This window comes from Streptomyces sp. NPDC060205, from assembly GCF_042728395.1.
GTDB lineage: Bacteria > Actinomycetota > Actinomycetes > Streptomycetales > Streptomycetaceae > Streptomyces.
This window is the reverse complement of record NZ_JBHWZP010000041.1, coordinates 18,944-44,385: the sequence shown is the minus strand read 5'-3', so window position 1 is coordinate 44,385 and position 25,442 is coordinate 18,944. Positions and strand designations below refer to the sequence as shown.

The 25,442-nt window shown below is 66.4% G+C and carries 34 protein-coding genes and 1 pseudogene; all 35 read left to right on the top strand.

Translation table 11 applies throughout. From position 1 onward, the window contains the following. Positions 1 to 30 precede the first annotated feature (30 nt). Positions 31 to 3,993 carry an RHS repeat-associated core domain-containing protein gene (locus ACFWGJ_RS10485; RefSeq protein WP_387322391.1) on the top strand — a complete coding sequence of 1,321 codons (3,963 nt, stop codon included), beginning with the start codon at positions 31 to 33 and terminating at the stop codon, positions 3,991 to 3,993. Between the two features lie 5 nt (positions 3,994 to 3,998). Next, positions 3,999 to 4,541, top strand: coding sequence for a hypothetical protein (locus ACFWGJ_RS10480; protein WP_381832424.1), 543 nt, complete (start codon positions 3,999 to 4,001; stop codon positions 4,539 to 4,541). A 105-nt stretch (positions 4,542 to 4,646) separates the two neighbouring features. Next, a pseudogene (locus ACFWGJ_RS10475) lies at positions 4,647 to 5,675 on the top strand (putative T7SS-secreted protein); the annotation flags it as partial. 574 nt (positions 5,676 to 6,249) lie between these two features. Continuing rightward, on the top strand, positions 6,250 to 6,972 hold the full coding sequence (locus ACFWGJ_RS10470) for a hypothetical protein (RefSeq protein WP_387322389.1): 723 nt from the start codon (positions 6,250 to 6,252) through the stop codon (positions 6,970 to 6,972). A gap of 481 nt (positions 6,973 to 7,453) precedes the next feature. Next, positions 7,454 to 7,762, top strand: coding sequence for a 30S ribosomal protein S10 (gene rpsJ, locus ACFWGJ_RS10465; protein ID WP_003948644.1), 309 nt, complete (start codon positions 7,454 to 7,456; stop codon positions 7,760 to 7,762). Positions 7,763 to 7,778: 16 nt separating this feature from the next. Beyond that, on the top strand, positions 7,779 to 8,423 hold the full coding sequence (gene rplC / locus ACFWGJ_RS10460; RefSeq protein ID WP_210882045.1) for a 50S ribosomal protein L3: 645 nt from the start codon (positions 7,779 to 7,781) through the stop codon (positions 8,421 to 8,423). Between the two features lie 7 nt (positions 8,424 to 8,430). Continuing rightward, positions 8,431 to 9,087, top strand: a complete 657-nt coding sequence (rplD, locus tag ACFWGJ_RS10455; RefSeq protein WP_366782590.1) for a 50S ribosomal protein L4 — start codon at positions 8,431 to 8,433, stop codon at positions 9,085 to 9,087. Then, positions 9,087 to 9,503, top strand: a complete 417-nt coding sequence (rplW, locus tag ACFWGJ_RS10450; protein WP_107022195.1) for a 50S ribosomal protein L23 — start codon at positions 9,087 to 9,089, stop codon at positions 9,501 to 9,503. The genes rplD and rplW overlap by 1 nt, the downstream gene beginning before the upstream one ends. Positions 9,504 to 9,542: 39 nt before the next feature. Continuing rightward, complete coding sequence (gene rplB / locus ACFWGJ_RS10445; RefSeq protein WP_028805741.1) at positions 9,543 to 10,379, top strand: 50S ribosomal protein L2; 837 nt, start codon at positions 9,543 to 9,545, stop codon at positions 10,377 to 10,379. Positions 10,380 to 10,391: 12 nt separating this feature from the next. Beyond that, on the top strand, positions 10,392 to 10,673 hold the full coding sequence (gene rpsS, locus ACFWGJ_RS10440; RefSeq protein ID WP_006376029.1) for a 30S ribosomal protein S19: 282 nt from the start codon (positions 10,392 to 10,394) through the stop codon (positions 10,671 to 10,673). A 42-nt stretch (positions 10,674 to 10,715) separates the two neighbouring features. Continuing rightward, positions 10,716 to 11,063, top strand: a complete 348-nt coding sequence (gene rplV / locus ACFWGJ_RS10435) for a 50S ribosomal protein L22 (protein WP_030619142.1) — start codon at positions 10,716 to 10,718, stop codon at positions 11,061 to 11,063. Continuing rightward, positions 11,063 to 11,914: a 30S ribosomal protein S3 gene (rpsC, locus tag ACFWGJ_RS10430; protein WP_107022196.1), complete on the top strand. Its 852-nt coding sequence runs from the start codon at positions 11,063 to 11,065 to the stop codon at positions 11,912 to 11,914. The genes rplV and rpsC overlap by 1 nt, the downstream gene beginning before the upstream one ends. A gap of 5 nt (positions 11,915 to 11,919) precedes the next feature. Continuing rightward, complete coding sequence (gene rplP, locus ACFWGJ_RS10425; protein ID WP_010986348.1) at positions 11,920 to 12,339, top strand: 50S ribosomal protein L16; 420 nt, start codon at positions 11,920 to 11,922, stop codon at positions 12,337 to 12,339. Next, on the top strand, positions 12,339 to 12,563 hold the full coding sequence (gene rpmC, locus ACFWGJ_RS10420) for a 50S ribosomal protein L29 (protein WP_003998824.1): 225 nt from the start codon (positions 12,339 to 12,341) through the stop codon (positions 12,561 to 12,563). The genes rplP and rpmC overlap by 1 nt, the downstream gene beginning before the upstream one ends. Next, positions 12,563 to 12,850 (top strand): 30S ribosomal protein S17, encoded by a 288-nt coding sequence (gene rpsQ, locus ACFWGJ_RS10415; protein WP_107022197.1) that lies wholly within the window; start codon positions 12,563 to 12,565, stop codon positions 12,848 to 12,850. Before rpmC ends, rpsQ begins: the two co-directional genes overlap by 1 nt. Before the next feature lie 102 nt (positions 12,851 to 12,952). After that, on the top strand, positions 12,953 to 13,321 hold the full coding sequence (rplN, locus tag ACFWGJ_RS10410) for a 50S ribosomal protein L14 (protein ID WP_003992364.1): 369 nt from the start codon (positions 12,953 to 12,955) through the stop codon (positions 13,319 to 13,321). Positions 13,322 to 13,323: 2 nt separating this feature from the next. Then, positions 13,324 to 13,647 (top strand): 50S ribosomal protein L24, encoded by a 324-nt coding sequence (gene rplX / locus ACFWGJ_RS10405; RefSeq protein ID WP_107022198.1) that lies wholly within the window; start codon positions 13,324 to 13,326, stop codon positions 13,645 to 13,647. After that, positions 13,647 to 14,204, top strand: coding sequence for a 50S ribosomal protein L5 (gene rplE, locus ACFWGJ_RS10400; RefSeq protein WP_107022199.1), 558 nt, complete (start codon positions 13,647 to 13,649; stop codon positions 14,202 to 14,204). The genes rplX and rplE overlap by 1 nt, the downstream gene beginning before the upstream one ends. Positions 14,205 to 14,209: 5 nt before the next feature. After that, the gene (locus tag ACFWGJ_RS10395; protein ID WP_003948630.1) at positions 14,210 to 14,395 is read left to right on the top strand and encodes a type Z 30S ribosomal protein S14; all 186 of its coding nucleotides are present in this window, start codon (positions 14,210 to 14,212) and stop codon (positions 14,393 to 14,395) included. Positions 14,396 to 14,630: 235 nt separating this feature from the next. Further along, positions 14,631 to 15,029: a 30S ribosomal protein S8 gene (gene rpsH / locus ACFWGJ_RS10390; protein ID WP_055614920.1), complete on the top strand. Its 399-nt coding sequence runs from the start codon at positions 14,631 to 14,633 to the stop codon at positions 15,027 to 15,029. A 24-nt stretch (positions 15,030 to 15,053) separates the two neighbouring features. Further along, positions 15,054 to 15,593 (top strand): 50S ribosomal protein L6, encoded by a 540-nt coding sequence (gene rplF, locus ACFWGJ_RS10385; protein WP_387322386.1) that lies wholly within the window; start codon positions 15,054 to 15,056, stop codon positions 15,591 to 15,593. Between the two features lie 3 nt (positions 15,594 to 15,596). After that, positions 15,597 to 15,980 carry a 50S ribosomal protein L18 gene (gene rplR, locus ACFWGJ_RS10380; RefSeq protein ID WP_189776125.1) on the top strand — a complete coding sequence of 128 codons (384 nt, stop codon included), beginning with the start codon at positions 15,597 to 15,599 and terminating at the stop codon, positions 15,978 to 15,980. 43 nt (positions 15,981 to 16,023) lie between these two features. After that, positions 16,024 to 16,626, top strand: a complete 603-nt coding sequence (gene rpsE, locus ACFWGJ_RS10375; protein WP_055513610.1) for a 30S ribosomal protein S5 — start codon at positions 16,024 to 16,026, stop codon at positions 16,624 to 16,626. A 2-nt stretch (positions 16,627 to 16,628) separates the two neighbouring features. Next, complete coding sequence (rpmD, locus tag ACFWGJ_RS10370; protein ID WP_033319647.1) at positions 16,629 to 16,811, top strand: 50S ribosomal protein L30; 183 nt, start codon at positions 16,629 to 16,631, stop codon at positions 16,809 to 16,811. Between the two features lie 2 nt (positions 16,812 to 16,813). Next, positions 16,814 to 17,269, top strand: coding sequence for a 50S ribosomal protein L15 (gene rplO, locus ACFWGJ_RS10365; protein ID WP_107022203.1), 456 nt, complete (start codon positions 16,814 to 16,816; stop codon positions 17,267 to 17,269). 248 nt (positions 17,270 to 17,517) lie between these two features. Then, positions 17,518 to 18,834, top strand: a complete 1,317-nt coding sequence (gene secY, locus ACFWGJ_RS10360; protein ID WP_107022204.1) for a preprotein translocase subunit SecY — start codon at positions 17,518 to 17,520, stop codon at positions 18,832 to 18,834. Continuing rightward, positions 18,834 to 19,523: an adenylate kinase gene (locus ACFWGJ_RS10355; RefSeq protein WP_387322385.1), complete on the top strand. Its 690-nt coding sequence runs from the start codon at positions 18,834 to 18,836 to the stop codon at positions 19,521 to 19,523. Before secY ends, ACFWGJ_RS10355 begins: the two co-directional genes overlap by 1 nt. A gap of 101 nt (positions 19,524 to 19,624) precedes the next feature. After that, complete coding sequence (gene map / locus ACFWGJ_RS10350) at positions 19,625 to 20,461, top strand: type I methionyl aminopeptidase (protein ID WP_387322384.1); 837 nt, start codon at positions 19,625 to 19,627, stop codon at positions 20,459 to 20,461. Between the two features lie 341 nt (positions 20,462 to 20,802). After that, positions 20,803 to 21,024, top strand: coding sequence for a translation initiation factor IF-1 (infA, locus tag ACFWGJ_RS10345; RefSeq protein ID WP_003948620.1), 222 nt, complete (start codon positions 20,803 to 20,805; stop codon positions 21,022 to 21,024). Positions 21,025 to 21,081: 57 nt separating this feature from the next. After that, positions 21,082 to 21,195, top strand: a complete 114-nt coding sequence (gene rpmJ, locus ACFWGJ_RS10340) for a 50S ribosomal protein L36 (RefSeq protein WP_003998809.1) — start codon at positions 21,082 to 21,084, stop codon at positions 21,193 to 21,195. 216 nt (positions 21,196 to 21,411) lie between these two features. After that, positions 21,412 to 21,792: a 30S ribosomal protein S13 gene (gene rpsM, locus ACFWGJ_RS10335; RefSeq protein WP_107022207.1), complete on the top strand. Its 381-nt coding sequence runs from the start codon at positions 21,412 to 21,414 to the stop codon at positions 21,790 to 21,792. Between the two features lie 69 nt (positions 21,793 to 21,861). Further along, on the top strand, positions 21,862 to 22,266 hold the full coding sequence (gene rpsK / locus ACFWGJ_RS10330) for a 30S ribosomal protein S11 (RefSeq protein WP_003956432.1): 405 nt from the start codon (positions 21,862 to 21,864) through the stop codon (positions 22,264 to 22,266). Between the two features lie 145 nt (positions 22,267 to 22,411). Further along, positions 22,412 to 23,434 (top strand): DNA-directed RNA polymerase subunit alpha, encoded by a 1,023-nt coding sequence (locus ACFWGJ_RS10325; protein WP_003966937.1) that lies wholly within the window; start codon positions 22,412 to 22,414, stop codon positions 23,432 to 23,434. A gap of 179 nt (positions 23,435 to 23,613) precedes the next feature. Beyond that, a complete protein-coding gene (gene rplQ, locus ACFWGJ_RS10320) occupies positions 23,614 to 24,129 on the top strand; it encodes a 50S ribosomal protein L17 (RefSeq protein WP_387322383.1) in 516 nt (171 codons plus the stop codon). 145 nt (positions 24,130 to 24,274) lie between these two features. Beyond that, entirely contained in the window at positions 24,275 to 25,132 is an 858-nt protein-coding gene (gene truA / locus ACFWGJ_RS10315; protein WP_387322382.1) for a tRNA pseudouridine(38-40) synthase TruA, read from the top strand. The last annotated feature ends 310 nt before the right edge of the window (positions 25,133 to 25,442 follow it).

The window sequence follows — 25,442 nt, the reverse complement described above, 5'->3', positions numbered from 1 at the left end:
AAGGACGCGCACACCGCCGCCCAATCCGACGTGACCTCCGCGCAGAGTGCCCTTGATGCGGCGAAGAAGATGGCCGCCGACGCCCGTCAGATGCGTGAGGACGCGGCCGGGGAGGCGAAGCGCAAGCTCGACGATGCTTCCGACGCCGGGATTCAGAACCGTAAGTGGTACGAGGAGGTCGGGGACTGGTTCGTCGACAACTGGGACACCATCGTCGCGGTCTGCAAGGTCGTCGTCGCCGTACTCGGCATCATCGCCCTCATCATCGGCGGGCCGATTCTCGGTGCGATCGTGCTGATCGCCGCGCTCGTCGTTCTCGCCGACACGCTCAATAAATATATGAAGGGGCAGGCGTCCCTGTGGGATGTGGCGTTCGCCGCGCTGGACTGCATTCCGGGGATGAAGGGGCTCACCACCCTCGGCGGGCTCGCCAAGGGGCTCAAGGGGCTCCGGACCATGAACGGGCTCAAGGCCGGGTTGAAGGGCATGGCCGCAGGGGTGCGGGGTCTGGGCAAGTCGGCTCGGGGAGCCCTCGCGGACGGGGCGAAGGGGGCGTACAACCGGCTCAAGAACCTGGTGCGTTCCAAGGGCAGCGACCCGATCGACATGGCCACCGGTGCGATGTTCCTGCCGGAGACCGACGTCACCCTGGCCGGCACTCTGCCGCTCGCCTTCACCCGCCGGGCCGCCTCCAACCACCGCACCGGCTGGTGGTTCGGCCCGACCTGGTCCTCCACCATCGACGAGCGTCTGGAGACCGACGAGCACGGGGTCGTATGGGTCACGGAGGACGGGCTGCTCCTCGCCTACGCACACCCCACCGGTCCGCACGGCCCGGTGTTTCCCGCGGCCGGGCCCCGTCTCCCCCTGACCCGTCTCGACAACGGCGGCTACCGGATCGAGGACCGGCTCACCGGGATCACCCGCCGCTTCGCCTGCCCGGTCGACGGGATCGCCCTGCTGGAGCGCATATCCGACCGCAACGGCGACACGATCGACTTCGACTACTCCGAGGACGGGACCCCGCTCGCCATCCGGCACTCCGGTGGCTACCGCCTGGGGCTCACGGTCACCGACGGCCGCGTGACCGCCCTGCACCTGTCCGGGGCCGGTGAGAACGGCGCGGACCTCCAATTGCGCACCTACGGTTACGCGGACGACTGCCTGACCACAGTCGGCAATGCCGCAGGCCGGGCGATGCAGTTCGGTTACGACGACCGGCACCGGATCACCTCGTGGACCGATCGCAACGGTCGCAGCTACTTCTACACCTACGACACCGCGGACCGCTGCGTGGCGGAGGGCGGCGAGGCCGGGCACATCAGCCTCGTACTGGACTACGACGGCATCGACGCGGCCTGGCCCGATGCCCGGATCACCACGGTCACCACCGCTGAGGGCGCGGTCAGCAGGTTCGTCGTCAACGGCAACAGCCAGATCGTCGCCGAGATCGATCCGCTCGGCGGCACGATCAGCACCACCTGGGACGAACACCACCACCTGACGTCCTGGACGGACCAGCTCGGCCACACCACGAGCAGGGCCTACGACGACCTGGGCCGGCTCCTCGTCCTCACACGTCCCGACGGTGCGAGAGTCCAGGTCGAGTACGACGCCGAGGGCAATCCGCGCACGATCACCCGCCCGGACGGGCACGTCGAACGCAGGGAATTCGACTCCCGGGGCAATTGCGTCACGATCGCCAGACCAGGCGGCACCACGACCCGTTACGCCTACGACGACGCCGGTCACCTGTCCTCCGTCACCGATCCCACAGGACTCGTCACCCGGGTACGGTGCGACGCCGCCGGTCTGGCCGAGCACGTCACCGACCCCCTGGGCGGCGTCACTCGGTACGCGCACGACGCTTTCGGGCGGGTGGCGACCGTCACCGACCCCTTGGGCAACACGAGCCGCATGCAGTGGGGAGCGGACGGCGAACTGCTCCGGCGTACCGCCGCGGACGGACAGGTCGAGGCCTGGACCTACGACGCCGAGGGCAACAGGGTCCGTCATACCGACACCCTCGGAGCCGAGACCCGGTTCGAGTACACCCACTTCAACCTGCTCGCGGCGCGAACCGGGCCCGACGGTGTACGCCATTCCTTCGAGTACGACCCCTCGCTGCGCCTGCTCGGAGTGAGCCGCCCGGACGGACGGAGCTGGAGCTACCACTACGACGCCGCGGGGCGGCTCCTTTCGGAGACCGACTTCGACGGCCGCACCCAGTCGTACGGTCATGACGCCAAGGGCCAGGTGATCCTGCGCACGAACGCCGCCGGTCAGACGGTGCGCATCGCACGGGACGCCTTCGGGCGCATGGTCGCCAAGGACGCGGACGGCGCGGCGGGCACGTACAGGTACACCTACGCGTACGACCTGAACGGCCGTCTCTGCGCGGCTGAGGGCCCCGACGCCGTCGTCACGCTGGGGCGAGATCCGCAAGGACGTCTCGTCCGCGAGACCGTCAACGGCAGAAGCGTCACCTTCACCCATGACGCCGCCGGGCGAACGCTGAGCCGCACCACCCCCACCGGTGCGACCAGCACGTGGAGCTACGACGGCCGGGGTGACCTCACGCGGATACACACCGCCGGCCGCACTCTCGACTTCGACCACGACGCGGCAGGACGGCTCCTCTCCCTGGGGGTGGGCGACGCCCTTGCACTGACAAGCGAGTACGACGGTGTGGGGAGGGTCACCTCGCAGGCGGTCGCCGTCGATGACGGACGAACCGTGCGCGCCCGCTCCTACCGCTACCGTGCGGACGGCCACCTCATCGGTATCGAAGGACCGAACGGCGAGAGCCGGACCTTCGACCTGGACGCAGCCGGTCGTACGACAGCCGTCCGGGCGGAGAACTGGACGGAGTCCTACGCGTACGACGACGACGGCGCGCAGACGACCGCTGCCTGGCCGAGTCGTCACCCCGGCCAGACGTCCGTGGGCACACGGGGTTACGAGGGTGACCGGCTGACCCGGGCCGGCGGCACCCGCTACCGCTACGACGACCAGGGCCGCCTGGTGCACCGGCATCGCACCCGCCTCTCGCGCAAGGCGGAGACCTGGGCGTACACCTGGGACGCCGAGGACCGGCTGGCGTCGGTCCGTACTCCCGACGGGACGGTGTGGCGGTACCGCTACGACCCGATGGGGCGCCGCATCGCCAAGCAGCGCATGGGCGCGGACGACACAACCGTGGTGGAGCAGACCGACTTCACCTGGGACGGCACCACTCTCTGCGAACAGCTCACCACCGACGCCGCGCAGGCGCACGCCGTCGCACTGTCCTGGGAGCACGACGGGCTGCGGCCCGTGGCCCAGACCGAGCGTCTCCTCACGGCTTCGAACGAGGAGATCGACGCACGGTTCTTCGCCATGGCCACCGACCTGGTGGGCTCGCCCACCGAACTGCTCCACGAGGACGGCCGTGTCGCCTGGCAGGGCCGGAGCACGTTGTGGGGTCTCACGGCCTGGAAGAGCGAGAACAGTGCTTACACTCCACTGCGTTTTCCCGGGCAGTACTACGACCCGGAGACGGGTCTGCACTACAACGTCCACCGCTACTACGACCCGGAAACGGCCCGCTACGCCAGCCCTGATCCACTCGGCCTGGGCCCTTCCCCCAATCCGTTCCTCTACGTCCGCGACCCTCTTCTCTCGGCCGACCCGCTAGGGCTCTACGAGATCGGCAAACCGGACCCGGCCAGCCAGGTGGGCAACCTGCCCATGCTCGCGGACAAGATCGCCGCGCACGGTGACATCAAGAATCGCGGAATCCCGGGCATCGACGACCTCGACGTACCGGAACACCTGGAAGACCTGATGACCAACTCGCCGGGCATCCGTATGCGCAGTACGCCGTCGGGCAACGCCCGTTTCGCCTGGTGGGACGACGCAACCGGAACGATGCTGATCCGCGAGGGGGACAATGGAACCTTCATGCAGCCCGATGACGGCTACGAGTACTTCCTGAAACAGTTGAAGGAGTGAGGGCGTTGGCCGGCGAGGTGGAACGCGGCCGGACTCGGCGAGGCAGGAAACGGCTTCCGTACGACGTGTTCCGGGCCGCACCGGAGAGCAAGGCGGTGTGGGACGAACTGCCGGAGGCGGTCCGCACGGCGATCGCCCGGTGTGACGCGGAGCGGCTGGCGGTGGAACGGTCGCGGGTGGCACCGGAGCTGCGGGAGAAGATCACGGCTCCCGTGTACTCGGTGGCGGAGCGGTTCGCCTCCTGGGAACGCGTGGTGCGCCGGATGGAGCCCGGCTGGTCGAGCGAGGACTTCTATCCGGTCAGCGCGTACAGCAACGACCTGGACTCCCGCGACTCGTTGGACGAGGTCATGCGGGCGCTGCCCGAGGAGGCACGTGCGGGTGCGCTCGGCCGGCTGCTGGAGCGGCTGGACGCGCGGTTCCGGGCCGCGAGCGTGCCGGATCCGGACGGTTCCCTGCGGCCCTGGGTGCGTCCGACGAAGGAGAAGCCCGAGGCCGAACTCGCGGAGTGGTGGAAACGCAGGCCCGAGCGTGAGCCCTGGGACTGATCTCCGGCAACGCCCTCAGGGACTCTTCGCGCCGAACGCCTGTGCCTAGTAAATTCGCTGCTGCGTACGTGTGGTTGACGTGGTTGGTGCGACGGGGGTTGTGCGATGGCGGGGTATCGGCCGACGGACTGGCATGTGCTGGATCTGGAGAAGGATCCGACGCCGGGGGATCCGGTTCGGGTGAAGGCGTTGGCCAAGAGCCTGCATGACTTCGCTGATGACGTGCAGGATGCGTTGCGGCTCGTCAAGGGCATGGCTGAGGAAGACGCCGTCCTGACGATGGTGGGGAAGACGGCCGAGGTGTTCCGGGACGAGTTCTCGGGTGTGCCGAAGAACTTGAAGAAGCTGAAGAAGTCGTACGACCTGGCCGGCGATGCGCTCGCGGCGTACTGGCCCGAGCTTGAGCGTGCCCAGACACTCGCCGACAAGGCGCTCGTGAAGGGTCGTGAGGCGCAGGCGGATCTGTCGTCCGCGAAGTCCAAGCTGTCGTCGGCTGATTCGTGGGTGACTCGGGCCAACAAGGAAGCGGACAAGTACAAGGACGATCCGACCGGCGGCAAGGATGTCGAGAAGCCGGATGAGGCGAAGGTGCGGGCCGCCACCCGGGATGCCCAGAGTGCCAAGGACGCGCACACCGCCGCCCAATCCGACGTGACCTCCGCGCAGAGTGCCCTTGATGCGGCGAAGAAGATGGCCGCCGACGCCCGTCAGATGCGTGAGGATGCGGCCGGGGAGGCGAAGCGCAAGCTGGACGACGCTTCCGACGCGGGGATTCAGAACCGTAAGTGGTACGAAGAAGTTGGGGACTGGTTCGTCGACAACTGGGACACCATCGTCGCGGTCTGCAAGGTCGTCGTGGCGGTGCTGGGCATTATCGCGATGATTATCGGGGGGCCGATTCTCGGTGCGATCGTGCTGATCGCCGCCCTCGTCGTCCTCGCCGACACCCTCAACAAATATATGAAGGGGCAGGCGTCCCTGTGGGACGTGGCGTTTGCCGCCCTGGACTGCATACCCGGGATGAAGGGGCTCACCACCCTCGGGGGGCTCGCCAAGGGGCTCAAGGGACTCCGGACCATGAACGGGCTCAAGGCCGGGATGAAGGGCATGGCCGAAGGCGTGCGCGGGATGAGCGGCGTCTTCAAGGGCGCGGCCCGCATGCCAGGTGGCCAGATCCCCTACCGGGCGCTGTCCCCCAAGGCCAGGCAGCTCACCCGGGCGCTGGAGAACGGGCACATACCCATCCGGCCCGGCGAGGTGAACGTCTCCCATCTCTCCGAACTCCAGAGCTTCCACGGGGTCGAGCACGCCATCATCCAGAACCCGGCGGGCGACCTGCGTCTCTTCCGGGGGACGGAGCGGACGAGCTCCATCCCGCGGGACCTCAGGGGGCAGGATTACGACTTCATCGCCCATACGCACCCGGAAGACCGAATTCCTGGGCCGCCCAATCGAATAGAGCAGGCGCAGGGAATGCCCAACAGTATGTCGCGGGACCTGGAGTACAAGGCGTCGGATCATATGGAAGTGGTCGTCAGCCGGGACGGGAATCTGAGATTCTTCGACGGTGACGGAATTCGTGAGCTGCCTCAGGGGACGTATCCTGAGGGTGGCCCTGTGAATCCATTGGGGTTCATCGTTCCCGTGAAAATGGGATGACGATGCGTATGTCATGGCATGAGCCGCGCTGCGGAAAGGGAAAGTCGTAATGAGTAGTGACTACGCTTCGTGTGTCTTCTGCGGGGAATTCGTCCTGCACATCCCCGGGTGGGCCAGCGATGTTCCCTCGTACCGGCTGATGCGGGCGACCTGGCAGGAGGAGCACGCGTTCGTCGTCGGGTCGCTGCACTTCTCCTGCCTGCGGGCGTCGCCCGCCCGGGCGGAGTTCGCCGCCGAGTTCGCGGGGATCGCGACCGGGCACGGGAGGGAGATCACGTTCCAGGCGGCCGGCGGGACCCAGACCCTGGTCCAGCCCGGTCTCGGGTACGTCGAGGAGATCTTCCGGGGCGACGAATGTGCCGTCCACCGCAGTGACACCCGGGACAGCTGGCTCGTACAGGAGCATGCCGGGCCCTGGTACGTGCTCGACCGGCCCCAGATGGAGGCCATCGCGCAGGGGAAGCCGCCGCGCCTCGACCCCGGTGTGGAGCGGATCGTGCTCCCGGGGGAGCCGCTGGCGAACCTCGCCGACGCCACGCTTCCCGAGCTGTTGGACGGCCTCGGTGTCACGGACCGGTATCCGGGCCTCGCGGCGGGGGAGCCGGAGTACGAGTTCTGGAAGTACTTCGCACCCAAGCGCGTACTGGAGTACGCGGTGATCGCCACCCCGCCCCTGCCGGCGGAGGCGACCGCGTTCCTGCGCGACTACGCCCCGGGGTACCAGCCGATCGACTACGACGCGCTCGAACGCGACGAGCAGCACCGGAGCTGAGAGTGCCGGGCGGCGATGCCTGGAAGGGCCCCGCCGACGCCGCCGACAGGGCCGGTCCGCCCGAAGAGTTTGACGCGCGTCCCCCCGGGGGTATCCTCTCCGGCTCGATTCGCCAGGTCGGTGCCCCGTATGGCAGACTGTCGGGGTTGCTCGGTTGAGTGCCGATGCTGCGCGCCTCCCGCCGGGAGGACCGGAAGCGAGTCCCACAGTACTCGTCGCCCCAACTGCCCCAGGGCAGCGCTGGAGCGGACGTACGGGAATCTTCCGGGAAGTGTCAGCGGGGTGCAGACCAGGCACCCGGTGGGTGTTCGGCCCCCGGTCCTGCGGTCGTCTTTGGGATGGGCCGCGTCCCTGGTAGGGAAATCCGATAGTGGATATCCACGTGCCGAGGATGCGACACACCCGACCGCGTGGGTCGGAGACAGGACGCGAACCCGCGGGTTGCAGAGCGTTTCACTAGACAAAGGACTACTGAGTAGCCATGGCGGGACAGAAGATCCGCATCCGGCTCAAGGCCTACGACCACGAGGTCATCGATTCCTCGGCGAAGAAGATCGTCGAGACGGTGACGCGCACTGGTGCGTCGGTCGCGGGCCCGGTGCCGCTGCCCACTGAGAAGAACGTGTACTGCGTCATCAAGTCGCCGCACAAGTACAAGGACTCGCGCGAGCACTTCGAGATGCGCACGCACAAGCGCCTGATCGACATTCTCGACCCGACCCCCAAGACCGTTGACTCTTTGATGCGACTCGACCTCCCGGCCGGTGTCGACATCGAGATCAAGCTCTAAGGGATGTGGTCTGAGAATGGCTAAGCAGATCAAGGGCATCCTGGGCGAGAAGCTCGGCATGACGCAGGTGTGGGACGAGAACAACCGTGTTGTTCCGGTCACCGTCGTCAAGGCCAGCCCCAACGTCGTGACCCAGGTCCGTACGAATGACGTCGACGGCTACGAGTCGGTCCAGATCGCCTTCGGCGAGATCGACCCGCGCAAGGTGAACAAGCCCCTCAAGGGCCACTTCGCCAAGGCCGACGTCACTCCCCGCCGTCACCTCGTCGAGATCCGTACCGCTGACGCCAGCGAGTACGTCCTCGGCCAGGAGATCACCGCTGAGACCTTCGAGTCCGGCATCAAGGTGGACGTGACCGGTACGAGCAAGGGCAAGGGCTTCGCCGGTGTCATGAAGCGTCACAACTTCAAGGGACTCGGCGCCGGTCACGGCACCCAGCGCAAGCACCGCTCTCCCGGTTCCATCGGTGGCTGCGCCACCCCGGGCCGTGTGTTCAAGGGCCTCCGCATGGCGGGTCGCATGGGCAACGAGCGCGTCACCACCCAGAACCTGACCGTCCACGCCGTTGACGCGGAGAAGGGTCTGCTGCTCATCAAGGGCGCGGTCCCCGGTCCGAACGGCGGCCTCGTCCTGGTCCGCACCGCGGCCAAGGGGGCCTGAGGTACCGATGAGCACTGTTGACATCATTTCGCCGGCAGGCGACAAGACCGGGACGGTCGAGCTCCCCGCGGAGATCTTCGACGTCGAGAAGATCAGCATCCCGCTGCTTCACCAGGTCGTAGTCGCCCAGCTGGCCGCTGCCCGCCAGGGCACGCACAAGACCAAGACCCGCGGCGAGGTTCGTGGTGGCGGTAAGAAGCCTTACCGTCAGAAGGGCACCGGCCGCGCGCGCCAGGGCTCGACCCGCGCCCCGCAGTTCGCCGGTGGTGGCGTCGTCCACGGCCCGCAGCCGCGTGACTACTCGCAGCGGACCCCGAAGAAGATGAAGGCCGCGGCCCTGCGCCACGCCCTCACCGACCGGGCCCGCAACGCTCGCATCCACGTCGTCTCCGGCGTGATCGAGGGCGAGACCCCCTCCACCAAGGCCGCGAAGGTCCTGCTCGGCAAGATCTCGGAGCGCAAGAACCTGCTCCTGGTCATCGACCGTGCCGACGAGGCCGCGCTGCTCTCCGCGCGCAACCTGCCCCAGGTCCACATCCTGGAGCCGGGCCAGCTGAACACGTACGACGTTCTCGTCTCGGACGACGTGGTCTTCACCCAGGCCGCTTTCGAGTCCTTCGTGTCTGGCCCCCAGGCCGCTGACACCGAAGGGAGCGAAGCCTGATGGCTACGCGTCACCCGAGCATTGCCCCCAAGGCGGCCAAGGCCGCCAAGGCCGCGCGCATCGCCAAGGCGAAGCGCCACGAGGCCGAGGGCAAGAACACCGTTGAGACGCCGCTGAGCAAGAGCTTCACGGATCCCCGTGACGTCCTCATCAAGCCGGTCGTCTCCGAGAAGAGCTACGCGCTGCTCGACGAGGGCAAGTACACCTTCGTCGTCGCGCCGGGCGCCAACAAGACCCAGATCAAGCAGGCCGTCCAGGCGGTCTTCTCGGTCAAGGTCACCGGGGTCAACACGATCAACCGCCAGGGGAAGCGCAAGCGGACCAAGAGCGGCTTCGGCAAGCGTGCTGACACCAAGCGCGCCATCGTGACCCTCGCTGAGGGCGACCGTATCGACATCTTCGGCCAGGCCTCCTAACGGAGCGCCCTGGTCCGAATATCGGACGAGGACTGAGAAATGGGAATCCGCAAGTACAAGCCGACTACGCCGGGCCGTCGTGGCTCCAGCGTCGCCGACTTCGTCGAGGTCACGCGGTCCACGCCGGAGAAGTCGCTGGTCCGCCCGCTGCACAGCAAGGGCGGCCGTAACAACGCCGGTCGTGTGACCGTTCGCCACCAGGGTGGCGGACACAAGCGCGCCTACCGAGTGATCGACTTCCGTCGGCACGACAAGGACGGCGTGCCGGCGAAGGTCGCGCACATCGAGTACGACCCCAACCGCACCGCGCGCATCGCGCTGCTTCACTACGCGGACGGCGAGAAGCGCTACATCCTCGCCCCCCGCAACCTGTCGCAGGGCGACCGCGTCGAGAACGGTCCCGGGGCCGACATCAAGCCGGGCAACAACCTGGCCCTCCGCAACATCCCGGTCGGTACCACGATCCACGCGATCGAGCTCCGTCCCGGTGGCGGTGCCAAGTTCGCCCGCTCCGCCGGTGCCTCCGTGCAGCTGCTCGCGAAGGAGGGCCAGATGGCCCACCTGCGCATGCCGTCCGGAGAGATCCGCCTGGTCGACGTGCGCTGCCGCGCCACCGTCGGCGAGGTCGGCAACGCCGAGCAGTCGAACATCAACTGGGGCAAGGCCGGCCGCAAGCGCTGGCTGGGCGTCCGCCCGACCGTTCGCGGTGTGGCGATGAACCCGGTTGACCACCCGCACGGTGGTGGTGAAGGCAAGACCTCCGGTGGTCGTCACCCGGTCTCGCCGTGGGGTCAGAAGGAGGGTCGTACTCGTTCGCCGAAGAAGGCTTCGAACAAGTACATCGTCCGCCGCCGCAAGACGAACAAGAAGCGCTAGGAGCGGGTTTAGATGCCGCGCAGTCTCAAGAAGGGGCCCTTCGTCGACGACCACCTGATCAAGAAGGTGGACGTACAGAACGAAGCCGGTTCCAAGAACGTCATCAAGACCTGGTCCCGTCGCTCGATGATCATCCCGGCCATGCTCGGCCACACGATCGCGGTGCACAACGGCAAGACCCACATTCCGGTGTTTGTCACCGAGTCGATGGTCGGCCACAAGCTCGGCGAGTTCTCGCCGACGCGCACCTTCCGGGGTCACGTCAAGGACGACCGGAAGTCGAAGCGCCGCTAACGCGGGGTGGAATCGACCATGACAGACACTGGAAGGACAACCATGGAAGCCAGGGCCCAGGCGCGGTACATCCGCGTCACGCCCATGAAGGCCCGCCGAGTGGTGGACCTTATCCGTGGCATGGATGCCACGGAGGCTCAGGCGGTCCTGCGTTTCGCCCCGCAGGCCGCGAGCGTGCCCGTCGGCAAGGTGCTTGACAGCGCCATCGCCAACGCCGCACACAACTACGACCACACCGACGCCGACAGCCTCGTCATCTCCGAGGCGTACGTCGACGAGGGTCCGACCCTGAAGCGGTTCCGTCCGCGCGCCCAGGGCCGCGCCTACCGGATCCGCAAGCGGACCAGCCACATCACCGTGGTCGTCAGCAGCAAGGAAGGAACCCGGTAATGGGCCAGAAGGTTAACCCGCATGGGTTCCGGCTCGGCATCACCACGGACTTCAAGTCCCGCTGGTACGCCGACAAGCTGTACAAGGACTACGTCAAGGAAGACGTCGCCATCCGTCGGATGATGACGTCCGGCATGGAGCGCGCCGGCATCTCGAAGGTGGAGATCGAGCGCACCCGTGACCGCGTCCGTGTGGACATCCACACCGCGCGCCCGGGCATCGTCATCGGCCGCCGTGGCGCCGAGGCCGACCGCATCCGCGGTGACCTGGAGAAGCTGACCGGCAAGCAGGTCCAGCTGAACATCCTTGAGGTCAAGAGCCCGGAGACGGACGCTCAGCTGGTGGCCCAGGCCGTCGCCGAGCAGCTGTCCTCCCGCGTCTCCTTCCGTCGCGCCATGCGCAAGAGCATGCAGGGCACGATGAAGGCCGGCGCCAAGGGCATCAAGATCCAGTGCGGTGGCCGTCTCGGCGGCGCCGAGATGTCCCGCTCGGAGTTCTACCGCGAGGGCCGTGTGCCCCTGCACACGCTCCGCGCGAACGTCGACTACGGCTTCTTCGAGGCCAAGACGACCTTCGGCCGCATCGGTGTGAAGGTCTGGATCTACAAGGGCGACGTCAAGAACATCGCCGAGGTCCGCGCCGAGAACGCCGCGGCCCGTGCGGGTAACCGCCCGGCCCGTGGTGGAGCCGGTGGCGGCGGCGACCGCCCGGCCCGTGGTGGCCGTGGTGGCGAGCGTGGCGGCCGCGGCCGCAAGCCGCAGCAGCAGTCCGCGCCGGCTGCCGAGGCCCCCAAGGCCGACGCTCCCGCCGCCGCTGCCGCTCCGGCCGAGAGCACCGGAACGGAGGCCTGACCGACATGCTGATCCCTCGTAGGGTCAAGCACCGCAAGCAGCACCACCCGAAGCGCCGTGGTCAGGCCAAGGGCGGTACGCAGGTTTCGTTCGGCGAGTACGGCATTCAGGCCCTCACGCCGGCGTACGTCACGAACCGCCAGATCGAGGCGGCTCGTATCGCGATGACCCGCCACATCAAGCGTGGCGGCAAGGTCTGGATCAACATCTACCCGGACCGCCCGCTGACCAAGAAGCCCGCCGAGACCCGCATGGGTTCCGGTAAGGGATCCCCCGAGTGGTGGATCGCGAACGTGCACCCGGGCCGGGTCATGTTCGAGCTGTCCTACCCCAACGAGAAGATCGCCCGTGAGGCCCTCACTCGCGCAGCCCACAAGCTGCCGATGAAGTGCCGGATCGTCAAGCGCGAGGCAGGTGAAGCGTGATGTCGGCCGGTACCAAGGCGTCCGAGCTGCGCGAACTGGGTGACGAGGAGCTTCTTGCGAAGCTTCGCGAAGCCAAGGAAGAGCTGTTCAACCTCCGCTTCCAGGCGGCGACCGGTCAGCTCGAAAACCACGGTCGGCTCAAGGCCGTCCGCAAGGACATCGCGCGGATCTACACCCTGATGCGTGAGCGCGAGCTGGGCATCGAGACGGTGGAGAGCGCCTGATGAGCGAGAACAACGTGACCGAAGAGACCAAGACGAGCCGCGGCTTCCGCAAGACCCGTGAGGGTCTGGTCGTCAGCGACAAGATGGACAAGACCGTCGTCGTCGCAGTCGAGGACCGCGTCAAGCACGCGCTGTACGGCAAGGTCATCCGCCGTACGAACAAGCTCAAGGCGCACGACGAGCAGAACGCTGCGGGCGTCGGCGACCGGGTTGTCATCATGGAGACCCGTCCGCTCTCCGCGACGAAGCGCTGGCGCATCGTCGAGATCCTTGAGAAGGCGAAGTAGTAAGTACCTGAGGGGTTTCCCGCAGGTTGGTTCCGCCAGGCTCGGCAGGGGTTTCCGTGAAGGAGCCCCTGCCGGGAACCGGCAGACAATCAGGAGATAGACGTGATCCAGCAGGAGTCGCGACTGCGTGTCGCCGACAACACTGGTGCGAAGGAAATCCTTTGCATCCGTGTGCTCGGTGGCTCCGGTCGCCGCTACGCGGGCATCGGTGACGTCATCGTCGCCACCGTCAAGGACGCGATCCCCGGCGGCAATGTGAAGAAGGGTGACGTCATCAAGGCGGTCATCGTTCGCACCGTCAAGGAGCGTCGCCGTCCCGACGGCTCGTACATCCGCTTCGACGAGAACGCCGCCGTCATTCTGAAGAACGACGGCGACCCTCGTGGCACCCGTATCTTCGGCCCTGTCGGCCGTGAGCTGCGCGAGAAGAAGTTCATGAAGATCATCTCGCTCGCGCCGGAGGTGCTGTAAGCATGAAGATCAAGAAGGGCGACCTGGTTCAGGTCATCACCGGTAAGGACAAGGGCAAGCAGGGCAAGGTCATTGCCGCTTTCCCGCGCGAGGAGCGCGTCCTGGTCGAGGGTGTCAACCGGGTCAAGAAGCACACGAAGGCCGGTCCCACCGCCCGCGGTTCGCAGGCCGGTGGCATCGTCACGACCGAGGCGCCCGTCCACGTCTCCAACGTCCAGCTGGTCGTTGAGAAGGACGGCAACAAGGTCGTCACGCGCGTCGGTTTCCGCTTCGACGACGAGGGCAACAAGATCCGCGTTGCCAAGCGGACGGGTGAGGACATCTGATGGCTACCACCACCATTCCGCGTCTCAAGACGAAGTACCGCGAGGAGATCGCGGGCAAGCTGCAGGAAGAGTTCTCGTACGAGAACGTCATGCAGACCCCGGGTCTCGTCAAGATCGTGGTCAACATGGGTGTGGGCGACGCCGCCCGCGACTCCAAGCTGATCGAGGGCGCCATCCGCGACCTCACCACGATCACCGGTCAGAAGCCGGCCGTCACCAAGGCCCGCAAGTCCATCGCGCAGTTCAAGCTGCGTGAGGGCCAGCCGATCGGTGCGCACGTCACGCTTCGTGGCGACCGCATGTGGGAGTTCCTGGACCGCACCCTGTCGCTCGCGCTGCCGCGCATCCGCGACTTCCGCGGTCTGTCTCCCAAGCAGTTCGACGGTCGTGGCAACTACACCTTCGGTCTCACCGAGCAGGTCATGTTCCACGAGATCGACCAGGACAAGATCGACCGCGTCCGGGGTATGGACATCACCGTGGTGACCACGGCGACCAACGACGCCGAAGGCCGTGCCCTTCTCCGTCACCTCGGCTTCCCCTTCAAGGAGGCGTAAGCGAGATGGCGAAGAAGGCTCTGATTGCCAAGGCTGCTCGTAAGCCCAAGTTCGGTGTGCGTGGCTACACCCGTTGCCAGCGCTGCGGCCGTCCGCACTCCGTGTACCGCAAGTTCGGTCTCTGCCGCGTGTGCCTTCGTGAGATGGCTCACCGTGGAGAGCTCCCGGGCGTGACCAAGAGCTCCTGGTAGTCCCCTTAACAGGGACGACCGGACGCTCTCGGTAAGCAGTGGGTTGGCAGAGGCTCTCCCCTCCATGGCTTAGGCTAGGAGGGTTGGGCGTCTGCCGCCCGGACGCACGTGGGTACAGCCCACTAGTTAACGCTTACTACGCCGTAGGTCCCCGCACCGCACCCGTCCCGCCACTGAGTGGGGAGAGGGATGGCGCATACAGGAAACCCCGGCGAGAGAGGCCGAAGGCCAATTCATGACCATGACTGATCCCATCGCAGACATGCTTACTCGTCTGCGTAACGCGAACTCGGCGTACCACGACGATGTCGCGATGCCCCACAGCAAGATCAAGTCGCACATCGCGGAGATCCTCCAGCAGGAGGGCTTCATCACCGGCTGGAAGGTCGAGGACGCCGAAGTCGGCAAGAAGCTCGTCCTTGAGCTGAAGTTCGGCCCGAACCGTGAGCGCTCCATTGCGGGCATCAAGCGGATCTCGAAGCCGGGTCTGCGTGTGTACGCGAAGTCCACCTCCCTGCCCAAGGTGCTCGGTGGCCTCGGCGTGGCGATCATCTCCACGTCGCACGGTCTCCTCACCGACAAGCAGGCCGGCAAGAAGGGCGTAGGCGGAGAAGTTCTCGCCTACGTCTGGTAGCGGAAGGGAACGGAGGAAACAGCTATGTCGCGTATTGGCAAGCTCCCCATCACGGTTCCCGCCGGCGTGGACGTCACCATCGACGGCCGTACGGTTTCGGTGAAGGGCCCCAAGGGCTCTCTCTCCCACACCATCGCGGCGCCGATCGAGATCGCGAAGGGCGAGGACGGCATTCTCAATGTCACCCGCCCGAACGACGAGCGTCAGAACAAGGCCCTCCACGGCCTGTCCCGCACGCTGGTGGCGAACATGATCACCGGCGTGACCGCGGGTTACGTGAAGAAGCTCGAAATCAGCGGTGTCGGTTACCGCGTCCTGGCGAAGGGCTCCAACCTGGAGTTCTCGCTCGGCTACAGCCACTCGATCACGGTCGAGGCGCCCGAGGGCATCTCTTTCAAGGTCGAGAACCCGACGCACTTCTCGGTCGAGGGAATCGACAAGCAGAAGGTCGGCGAGGTTGCGGCCAACATCCGCAAGCTGCGCAAGCCCGACCCGTACAAGGCCAAGGGCGTCAAGTACGAGGGCGAAGTCGTCCGGCGCAAGGTCGGAAAGGCGGGTAAGTAAGCCATGGCATACGGTGTCAAGATTGCTAAGGGCGACGCTTACAAGCGTGCTGCCATCAAGCGTCGTCACATCCGCATCCGGAAGCACATCTCCGGTACGGCTGAGCGGCCTCGCCTGGTCGTGACGCGCTCGAACCGCCACATCGTGGCCCAGGTGATCGACGACGTTAAGGGTCACACCCTCGCGTCGGCGTCCACCCTGGACACGTCCATCCGCGGCGGCGAGAACGACAAGTCCGAGCAGGCCAAGTCGGTCGGCGCCCTGGTCGCCGAGCGCGCCAAGGCCGCCGGTGTCGAGGCTGTCGTATTCGACCGTGGTGGAAACCAGTACGCCGGGCGCATTGCCGCTCTGGCGGACGCCGCCCGCGAAGCCGGACTCAAGTTCTGAGTCTTGGTTCCGTAGCTAGCGGAAACAGAGAGAGGTAATTCCAATGGCTGGACCCCAGCGCCGCGGAAGCGGTGCCGGTGGCGGCGAGCGGCGGGACCGGAAGGGCCGTGACGGCGGCGCAGCTGCCGAGAAGACCGCGTACGTTGAGCGCGTTGTCGCGATCAACCGCGTCGCCAAGGTTGTGAAGGGTGGTCGTCGCTTCAGCTTCACCGCGCTGGTCGTGGTGGGCGATGGTGACGGCACCGTCGGTGTCGGTTACGGCAAGGCCAAGGAGGTGCCGGCCGCGATCGCCAAGGGTGTTGAAGAGGCCAAGAAGCACTTCTTCAAGGTCCCCCGTATCCAGGGCACCATCCCGCACCCGATCACGGGCGAGAAGGCTGCGGGCGTCGTCCTGCTCAAGCCTGCTTCTCCCGGTACCGGCGTCATCGCCGGTGGCCCGGTGCGTGCTGTCCTGGAGTGCGCCGGCGTTCACGACATCCTGTCGAAGTCGCTCGGCTCGTCCAACGCGATCAACATCGTGCACGCGACCGTGGCGGCCCTCAAGGGCCTGCAGCGTCCCGAGGAGATCGCGGCCCGCCGCGGTCTGCCCCTTGAGGACGTCGCCCCCGCGGCTCTCCTGCGTGCACGTGCGGGAGCGGGTGCGTAATCATGGCTCAGCTCAAGATCACGCAGACGAAGTCGTACATCGGCAGCAAGCAGAACCACCGTGACACCCTTCGTTCGCTTGGCCTCAAGCGGATCAACGATGTGGTCGTCAAGGAGGACCGCCCCGAGTTCCGCGGAATGGTGCACACCGTCCGCCACCTCGTGACGGTTGAGGAGGTCGACTGATCATGGCGGAGAACAACCCGCTCAAGATCCACAACCTCCGTCCCGCCCCGGGCGCCAAGACCGCGAAGACGCGAGTCGGTCGTGGTGAAGCGTCCAAGGGTAAGACGGCCGGTCGTGGTACCAAGGGCACGAAGGCCCGTTACCAGGTTCCGGAGCGCTTCGAGGGTGGCCAGATGCCCCTCCACATGCGTCTTCCGAAGCTCAAGGGCTTCCGGAACCCGTTCAAGACCGAGTACCAGGTCGTGAACCTCGACAAGCTGGCGTCGCTGTACCCGGAGGGTGGCGAGGTCACCGTCGAGGGACTCGTCGCCAACGGTGCGGTTCGCAAGAACAGCCTCGTCAAGGTCCTCGGCCAGGGCGAGATCTCCGTGGCACTGCAGGTGACGGTCGACGCCGTCTCCGGCTCCGCCAAGGAGAAGATCACCGCCGCTGGCGGTACCGTCACCGAGCTGATCTGATCTCTTCAGGCGATTCGATGACTTGAGCGATCCCGACCGGGGATGCCCCACAAAAGGGGCATCCCCGGTTGGTCGTTCCTAGGGGAGCGGTGTCGCCGGTAAGGTGGCCTGCGCTGCTAATTTTCGCCCGGTGTGCCGCCAGGGAACTCCAGGTGGCTTCTGACTGTTAGTTAGCTGTCCGTTACTTATTCGTCGAACCTCAAGACCGTCACCTCTGGCGCACTTGCGCGGGGGTCGCAGGAGGCACCGTGCTCACCGCGTTCGCCCGGGCGTTCAAGACGCCCGACCTGCGCAAGAAGCTGCTCTTCACGCTCGGCATCATCGTGGTCTATCGGGTGGGTACGCACATCCCGATCCCGGGAGTCGACTATACGAACGTCCAGGCCTGTATCGATCAGGCGAGCTCCGGGAACCAGGGTCTGTTCGGCCTGGTGAACATGTTCAGTGGTGGCGCGCTGCTGCAGATCACGATCTTCGCCCTCGGCATCATGCCGTACATCACGGCGAGCATCATCCTGCAGCTGCTGACCGTGGTGATCCCGCGCCTGGAGGCCCTCAAGAAAGAGGGCCAGTCAGGTACGGCGAAGATCACGCAGTACACCCGTTACCTGACGGTGGCGCTGGCCATCCTGCAGGGCACCGGCCTGGTGGCCACCGCCCGCAGCGGCGCCCTGTTCACCGGGTGCACGGTCGGCACCCAGATCGTGCCCGACCAGTCGATCTTCGTCACGATCACGATGGTCATCACCATGACCGCCGGTACGGCCGTCGTCATGTGGCTCGGTGAGCTCATCACCGACCGCGGCATCGGCAACGGCATGTCGATCCTGATGTTCATCTCGATCGCCGCCACGTTCCCGTCGGCACTGTGGGCCATCAAGGTGCAGGGCAACCTGGCGGACGGCTGGATCGAGTTCGGCACCGTCATCGCGGTCGGCCTCGTCATGGTCGGCCTGGTGGTCTTCGTGGAGCAGGCTCAGCGCCGCATTCCCGTTCAGTACGCGAAGCGCATGATCGGCCGCAGGTCCTACGGCGGTACGTCCACGTACATCCCGCTGAAGGTGAACCAGGCGGGCATCATCCCTGTGATCTTTGCCTCGTCGCTGCTCTACATCCCGGCGCTGGTGGCCCAGTTCGCAGGTGGGACCGCGGGCTGGAAGACCTGGATCGAACAGAACCTCACCAAGGGCGACCACCCGATCTACATCGCCACCTACTTCCTGCTGATCGTGTTCTTCGCCTTCTTCTACGTGGCCATCTCCTTCAACCCCGAAGAAGTCGCGGACAACATGAAGAAGTATGGTGGCTTCATCCCGGGCATCCGGGCCGGCCGACCGACCGCTGAGTACCTGGGATACGTACTCAACCGGATCACCTGGCCGGGTTCGCTGTATCTGGGCCTGATCGCTCTCGTACCGACGATGGCGTTGGTTGGTTTCGGGGCAAACCAGAACTTCCCGTTCGGTGGTACCAGCATCCTGATCATCGTGGGTGTCGGTCTTGAGACGGTGAAGCAGATCGAGAGCCAGCTCCAGCAGCGCAATTACGAAGGGTTCCTCCGCTGATGCGAATCGTCCTCGTCGGGCCGCCCGGGGCGGGCAAGGGAACGCAGGCCGCGTTCCTCGCCAAGAACCTGTTGATCCCGCACATCTCCACGGGCGACCTCTTCCGTGCGAACATCAGCCAGCAGACCGACCTGGGCAAACTGGCGAAGTCGTACATGGACGAGGGCAACCTCGTACCGGACGAGGTCACCATCGCGATGGCCAAGGACCGCATGGAGCAGCCGGACGCCGTGAACGGCTTCCTGCTCGACGGCTTCCCGCGGAACGTCTCGCAGGCCGAGGCGCTGGACCAGGCCCTCAAGGCCGATGGTGTGGAACTCGACGGGGTGCTCGACCTGGAGGTCCCCGAGGACGAGGTGGTCAAGCGCATCGCCGGCCGCCGCATCTGCCGCAACGATTCGAGTCACGTCTTCCACGTGACGTACAGCCCGCCGAAGAAGGAAGGCGTCTGTGACGTCTGCGACGGCGAGCTGTACCAGCGCGACGACGACACCGAGGAGACCGTCCGCAAGCGCCTGGAGGTCTACCACACCCAGACCGAGCCGATCATCGACTACTACGGGGCCCAGGGCCTCGTGGTGACGATCTCGGCGCTCGGCAAGGTGGACGAGGTCACCAAGCGCGCGATGGACGCCCTCAAGGGTCAGGCCGAGGGCAAGAACGACAGCCGGGGCGACGACGGCAAGTAGCCGTCCCGACCGGTTCGGCCGCGGTGCCCTCCAGGGGCGCCGCGGCCTTACTGTTGTGTACGTAACCCAGTAGGCAGAGAAGACGGAGAGCGCGGGCCCCCATGGTGCAGATCAAGACCCCCGAGCAGATCGCCAAGATGCGTGAGGCGGGCCTGGTCGTCGCCGCCGTCCACAGCGCGACGCGGGAAGCCGCGGTACCCGGTGCCACGACCCGGGACCTCGACCAGGTCGCCCGCAAGGTGCTCGACGAGCACGGCGCGAAGTCGAACTTCCTGGGCTACGGCGGCTTCCCCGCCACGATCTGCACCTCGGTGAACGAGGTCGTCGTGCACGGCATCCCGACCGACGACGTCGTCCTGAAGGACGGGGACATCATCTCGATCGACGCCGGTGCCATCATCGACGGCTGGCACGGGGACGCGGCGTTCACGGCCTTCGTGGGCTCCGGTCACGCTCCGGAGCTCCTTGAGCTGTCCCGGGTGACCGAGGAGTCGATGTGGGCCGGGATCGCGGCGATGAAGCTGGGGAACCGGCTCGTCGACGTCTCCCGGGCGATCGAGACGTACATCCGGCGTCAGCCGAAGCCCGGCGGGGGCAAGTACGGGATCGTCGAGGACTACGGCGGCCATGGCATCGGGACCGAGATGCACATGGATCCGCATCTGCTGAACTATGTCGAGCGGCGGCGGGGCAAGGGGCCGAAGCTGGTGCCCGGGTTCTGTCTTGCCATCGAGCCGATGGTTTCGCTGGGGACGCCTCGGACGGAGGTGCTGTCCGACGACTGGACCGTCATCACGACGGACGGTACGTGGTCGTCGCACTGGGAGCACTCTGTCGCTCTGACGGATGAGGGGCCGCTCGTCCTTACGTCTCCTGACGGGGGTCGCGCGAAGCTCGCCGAGTATGGGATCACTGCTGCGCCTGATCCTCTGGCGTAGGTCGCCCTCCGGGGCGGGGGTCTGTGGGGTGGGTGTCGGGTGCGGGTTCGGTGGGGGCTTGTCGCGCAGTTCCCCGCGCCCCTAAAAGATTGCGCCGTTCCCCGCGCCCCTTCAGGGGCTGCGCCCCTCCAACGGCAAAAGACCGCGCCGTTCCCCGCGCCCCTGAAAGCGTCGCCCTGCGGGGGCGTGTTTCGCTTAGGGATCTTGAACGTGGGGCAGACTTTCTCGATTCGTCTTTCCGGGGGCCCTGGCGTAGACTGACTCGTCGGCTCTCGTGCATCCGCATGTCTGCATGTGGTAAGCGCGGAGTCGATCAAGGTAGTCGATTCGAAGGGCGAAGCGTGGCCAAGAAGCAAGGTGCCATCGAGATCGAGGGCACTGTCGTCGAGTCTCTTCCGAACGCCATGTTCAAGGTTGAGCTCCAGAACGGCCACCAGGTTCTGGCACACATCAGCGGCAAGATGCGTATGCACTACATCCGCATCCTCCCTGACGACAGGGTCGTGGTGGAGCTGTCTCCGTACGACCTGACGCGTGGCCGGATCGTCTACCGGTACAAGTAGATCTTGCCTGTGCCCCGCTTCCGCGGGGTGGTGGCACTGACCCGGAGAACCTCACCAATGAAGGTCAAGCCGAGCGTCAAGAAGATCTGCGACAAGTGCAGGGTGATCCGCCGTCACGGCCGGGTCATGGTCATTTGCGAAAACCCGCGCCACAAGCAGCGCCAGGGCTGACGCACGACCGCACCTTCTGCACCCGCAGAACTTCGCGCGACGCACGAACATGTTCATACGCAGAGCCCGGATCGACTGTGCGCAGCGATCCGACACCCCCGGTCGGAGGCCGGGGACCCGGTTCGTACCGAATCTTCGAGGTGTTCACCTCGGAAGAGGACGGCGGGCGGGAGCCGGTTCTGTGGAAGACCTCCGAACGACAACTGGAGCCATTGAATGGCACGCGTTTCCGGTGTTGACATCCCGCGCGAAAAGCGCGTGGAGGTTGCCCTCACCTACGTGTTCGGCATCGGCCGGACCCTCTCGCAGAAGACGCTGGCCGACACCGGCGTCAACCCCAACACCCGCGTCCGTGACCTCTCCGAGGAGGAGCTGGTCCGGATCCGCGAGTACGTGGACAACAACTTCAAGACCGAGGGTGACCTCCGCCGTGAGGTTCAGGCCGACATCCGCCGCAAGGTGGAGATCGGCTGCTACCAGGGTCTGCGCCACCGTCGTGGCCTGCCCGTCCACGGCCAGCGCACCAGCACGAACGCTCGTACCCGCAAGGGCCCGCGTCGCGCCATCGCCGGCAAGAAGAAGCCGGGCAAGAAGTAGTCCTCAGCGGACAACGCTTCATCAGCGGTCTTCGCTGTAGGACCGACCACCTCCCCGTAGGAGTTATAGATGCCCCCCAAGGGTCGTCAGGGCGCTGCCAAGAAGGTGCGCCGCAAGGAAAAGAAGAACGTCGCTCACGGCCACGCGCACATCAAGAGCACGTTCAACAACACCATCGTCTCGATCACGGACCCCTCGGGCAACGTGATCTCCTGGGCCTCCGCCGGCCACGTCGGCTTCAAGGGCTCGCGCAAGTCCACCCCCTTCGCCGCGCAGATGGCCGCCGAGTCGGCCGCCCGCCGCGCGCAGGAGCACGGCATGCGCAAGGTCGACGTCTTCGTCAAGGGTCCGGGTTCCGGTCGTGAGACCGCCATCCGTTCGCTGCAGGCGACCGGCCTTGAGGTCGGCTCGATCCAGGACGTGACGCCCACGCCGCACAACGGCTGCCGTCCGCCCAAGCGCCGTCGCGTCTGACGCACGGTTGTCTTAGTTTTTCCTGGGTTCGGGCGGTACGGCTCTTCGGAGGCGTGCCGCCCGTACCCTTGCAGCAGTAACACATCGGGCTGCCGCCCGGTGGCAAGGGCATCAAATAGTGGGTGCCCCTGACCGAAGGATCACCATGCTTATTGCTCAGCGTCCGTCGCTGACCGAAGAGGTCGTCGACGAATTCCGCTCCCGGTTCGTGATCGAGCCGCTGGAGCCGGGCTTCGGCTACACCCTCGGCAACTCCCTCCGTCGTACGCTCCTCTCCTCGATCCCCGGTGCCGCTGTCACCAGCATCCGGATCGACGGCGTCCTGCACGAGTTCACCACCGTGCCGGGTGTCAAGGAGGACGTCACCGACCTCATCCTCAACATCAAGCAGCTGGTCGTCTCCAGCGAGCACGACGAGCCCGTCGTGATGTACCTGCGCAAGCAGGGTCCCGGTCTCGTCACCGCCGCTGACATCGCCCCGCCCGCCGGTGTCGAGGTGCACAACCCCGACCTCGTCCTCGCCACGCTCAACGGCAAGGGCAAGCTGGAGATGGAGCTGACCGTCGAGCGCGGTCGCGGTTACGTCTCCGCCGTGCAGAACAAGCAGGTCGGTCAGGAGATCGGGCGCATCCCGGTCGACTCGATCTACTCGCCGGTTCTCAAGGTCACGTACAAGGTCGAGGCGACTCGTGTCGAGCAGCGCACCGACTTCGACAAGCTGATCGTCGACGTCGAGACCAAGCAGGCCATGCGTCCCCGTGACGCCATGGCGTCGGCCGGTAAGACCCTGGTCGAGCTGTTCGGTCTGGCGCGCGAGCTCAACATCGACGCCGAGGGCATCGACATGGGTCCGTCCCCGACGGACGCCGCTCTCGCCGCCGATCTCGCCCTGCCGATCGAGGAGCTTGAGCTCACCGTTCGGTCGTACAACTGCCTCAAGCGTGAGGGCATCCACTCCGTGGGTGAGCTCGTCGCCCGCTCCGAGGCGGACCTGCTCGACATCCGTAACTTCGGTGCGAAGTCCATCGACGAGGTCAAGGCCAAGCTCGCGGGCATGGGTCTTGCGCTCAAGGACTCGCCTCCCGGGTTCGACCCGACCGCTGCGGCGGACGCGTTCGGTGCGGACGACGACGCGGATGCCGGGTTCGTCGAGACCGAGCAGTATTAAGAGCTCGGGACCGACTGCCGGTTCCAGGGTGCGGGTGCGCTGTGGCTGGTCGCGCAGTTCCCCGCGCCCCTTCCAGGGCGCCTCTTCGAGGCCGCCCTGGATCTTCGACAGACAACCGTCTGCTCGGATACTGACCTCGGTACCTGATACGGCCGGGGCAGACATCAAGGAGAAAGACCATGCCGAAGCCCACCAAGGGTGCCCGTATGGGCGGCAGTGCCGCGCACGAGAAGCTGCTTCTCGCGAACCTCGCGAAGTCGCTCTTCGAGCACGGCAAGATCACGACCACCGAGGCGAAGGCCCGCCGTCTGCGGCCGTACGCCGAGCGTCTGGTCACCAAGGCGAAGAAGGGCGACCTTCACAACCGCCGTCAGGTGCTGTCGGTCATCACGGACAAGAGCATCGTGCACACGCTCTTCACCGAGATCGGCCCGCGCTACGAGAACCGCCCGGGTGGCTACACCCGTATCACCAAGATCGGTAACCGTCGTGGCGACAACGCGCCCATGGCTGTCATCGAGCTGGTGGAGGCCCTGACCGTGGCCCAGCAGGCCACCGGTGAGGCCGAGGCGGCGACGAAGCGCTCCGCGAAGGACGCCGAGGTCGAGACCAAGGCCGAGGAGACTCAGGTCGAGGACGCCAAGGTCGACACGACCAAGGGTGACGAGGCTGCCGAGGAGTCCAAGGACGCGTAAGCGTTCTGCCGGGGGCTGTTCGTTGGCGGCTGCGGTTTCGTCGTGGCTGGTCGCGCAGTTCCCCGCGCGCGCCCCTTTGGGGCTTTGGTGGGCCCGTTCCTTTTCAGGAGCGGGCCCGCTTTCGTGTTCCTGAGAGGATTTCTGGGTGAGTGACGAAGTGGCGGCCGGGCATGTGCGGGTCCGGATGGACGTCTCGTACGACGGGAGCGAGTTCTCCGGGTGGGCCAAGCAGGCCAGTGGCCGCAGGACCGTGCAGGGGGAGATCGAGGACGCGCTGCGGACCGTCACGCGGTCGGGCGGGACGAACTACGAGCTGACCGTGGCCGGGCGGACCGATGCGGGCGTGCACGCCCGGGGGCAGGTCGCGCATGTCGATCTGCCCGCGGAGCTGTGGGCCGAGCACCGGGAGAAGCTGCTCAAGCGGATGGCGGGGCGGCTGCCCAAGGACGTCCGGGTGTGGGCCCTGGCCGAGGCGCCGAGCGGGTTCAACGCGCGCTTCTCGGCGATGTGGCGGCGGTACGCGTATCGCGTCACCGACAACCCCGGCGGGGTCGACCCGCTGCTGCGCGGCCATGTCCTGTGGCACGACTGGCCCCTCGACGTCGACGCCATGAACGAGGCGGCCCGGGGGCTGCTCGGCGAGTACGACTTCGCCGCCTACTGCAAGAAGCGGGAGGGCGCGACGACCATCCGTACGCTCCAGGAGCTGCGGCTCGAACGGGGGAGTGACGGGGTGATCACCGCCACCGTGCGGGCCGACGCCTTCTGCCACAACATGGTGCGCTCGCTGATCGGGGCGCTGCTCTTCGTGGGGGACGGGCACCGCGGGCCCGACTGGCCGGCGAAGGTGCTGGCCGCGGGGGTGCGGGACTCCGCCGTGCATGTGGTGCGACCGCACGGGCTGACCCTGGAAGAGGTCGGTTATCCGGCCGACGAACTGCTCGCCGCGCGGAACAAGGAGGCGCGGAACAAGCGGACCCTGCCGGGAGCCGCGTGCTGTTGAACACCCTCGGGCGGTGCTGAGAAGTCCCGCCCCCGGCCCTGTCCCCGCCCCTGGCCCCGGCCTGCCCCCGCCTCCGTCCCACCCTTCGCAAACCACCCCTTATCGGCCTCGGTGAAATCAAGCCGTAACACGGATGTTGGCGCCTTATATCGGACGTAAGGCGTCATGTCTGACTTACTTCCTCACGCGAATCTTACGAACCTCTTGAAACTCGGTTATAGTTTCGCGGCCCGGCCTGTTGTTCGAATGGGGTGGCCGGGCAAGGGGCGGGGATCATCGGGCTGCTGCATGCCCGGGGGTGGGTTTTTTC

Bases quoted from the DNA above. Each gene is read 5' to 3' on its own strand.
- ACFWGJ_RS10470 (WP_387322389.1), top strand. From the start codon at position 6,250: ATGAGTAGTGACTACGCTTCGTGTGTCTTCTGCGGGGAATTCGTCCTG.
- rpsJ (WP_003948644.1), top strand. From the start codon at position 7,454: ATGGCGGGACAGAAGATCCGCATCCGGCTCAAGGCCTACGACCACGAG.
- rplC (WP_210882045.1), top strand. From the start codon at position 7,779: ATGGCTAAGCAGATCAAGGGCATCCTGGGCGAGAAGCTCGGCATGACG.
- rplD (WP_366782590.1), top strand. From the start codon at position 8,431: ATGAGCACTGTTGACATCATTTCGCCGGCAGGCGACAAGACCGGGACG.
- rplW (WP_107022195.1), top strand. From the start codon at position 9,087: ATGGCTACGCGTCACCCGAGCATTGCCCCCAAGGCGGCCAAGGCCGCC.
- rplB (WP_028805741.1), top strand. From the start codon at position 9,543: ATGGGAATCCGCAAGTACAAGCCGACTACGCCGGGCCGTCGTGGCTCC.
- rpsS (WP_006376029.1), top strand. From the start codon at position 10,392: ATGCCGCGCAGTCTCAAGAAGGGGCCCTTCGTCGACGACCACCTGATC.
- rplV (WP_030619142.1), top strand. From the start codon at position 10,716: ATGGAAGCCAGGGCCCAGGCGCGGTACATCCGCGTCACGCCCATGAAG.
- rpsC (WP_107022196.1), top strand. From the start codon at position 11,063: ATGGGCCAGAAGGTTAACCCGCATGGGTTCCGGCTCGGCATCACCACG.
- rplP (WP_010986348.1), top strand. From the start codon at position 11,920: ATGCTGATCCCTCGTAGGGTCAAGCACCGCAAGCAGCACCACCCGAAG.
- rpmC (WP_003998824.1), top strand. From the start codon at position 12,339: ATGTCGGCCGGTACCAAGGCGTCCGAGCTGCGCGAACTGGGTGACGAG.
- rpsQ (WP_107022197.1), top strand. From the start codon at position 12,563: ATGAGCGAGAACAACGTGACCGAAGAGACCAAGACGAGCCGCGGCTTC.
- rplX (WP_107022198.1), top strand. From the start codon at position 13,324: ATGAAGATCAAGAAGGGCGACCTGGTTCAGGTCATCACCGGTAAGGAC.
- rplE (WP_107022199.1), top strand. From the start codon at position 13,647: ATGGCTACCACCACCATTCCGCGTCTCAAGACGAAGTACCGCGAGGAG.
- ACFWGJ_RS10395 (WP_003948630.1), top strand. From the start codon at position 14,210: ATGGCGAAGAAGGCTCTGATTGCCAAGGCTGCTCGTAAGCCCAAGTTC.
- rpsH (WP_055614920.1), top strand. From the start codon at position 14,631: ATGACCATGACTGATCCCATCGCAGACATGCTTACTCGTCTGCGTAAC.
- rplF (WP_387322386.1), top strand. From the start codon at position 15,054: ATGTCGCGTATTGGCAAGCTCCCCATCACGGTTCCCGCCGGCGTGGAC.
- rplR (WP_189776125.1), top strand. From the start codon at position 15,597: ATGGCATACGGTGTCAAGATTGCTAAGGGCGACGCTTACAAGCGTGCT.
- rpsE (WP_055513610.1), top strand. From the start codon at position 16,024: ATGGCTGGACCCCAGCGCCGCGGAAGCGGTGCCGGTGGCGGCGAGCGG.
- rpmD (WP_033319647.1), top strand. From the start codon at position 16,629: ATGGCTCAGCTCAAGATCACGCAGACGAAGTCGTACATCGGCAGCAAG.
- rplO (WP_107022203.1), top strand. From the start codon at position 16,814: ATGGCGGAGAACAACCCGCTCAAGATCCACAACCTCCGTCCCGCCCCG.
- ACFWGJ_RS10355 (WP_387322385.1), top strand. From the start codon at position 18,834: ATGCGAATCGTCCTCGTCGGGCCGCCCGGGGCGGGCAAGGGAACGCAG.
- map (WP_387322384.1), top strand. From the start codon at position 19,625: ATGGTGCAGATCAAGACCCCCGAGCAGATCGCCAAGATGCGTGAGGCG.
- rpmJ (WP_003998809.1), top strand. From the start codon at position 21,082: ATGAAGGTCAAGCCGAGCGTCAAGAAGATCTGCGACAAGTGCAGGGTG.
- rpsM (WP_107022207.1), top strand. From the start codon at position 21,412: ATGGCACGCGTTTCCGGTGTTGACATCCCGCGCGAAAAGCGCGTGGAG.
- rpsK (WP_003956432.1), top strand. From the start codon at position 21,862: ATGCCCCCCAAGGGTCGTCAGGGCGCTGCCAAGAAGGTGCGCCGCAAG.
- ACFWGJ_RS10325 (WP_003966937.1), top strand. From the start codon at position 22,412: ATGCTTATTGCTCAGCGTCCGTCGCTGACCGAAGAGGTCGTCGACGAA.
- rplQ (WP_387322383.1), top strand. From the start codon at position 23,614: ATGCCGAAGCCCACCAAGGGTGCCCGTATGGGCGGCAGTGCCGCGCAC.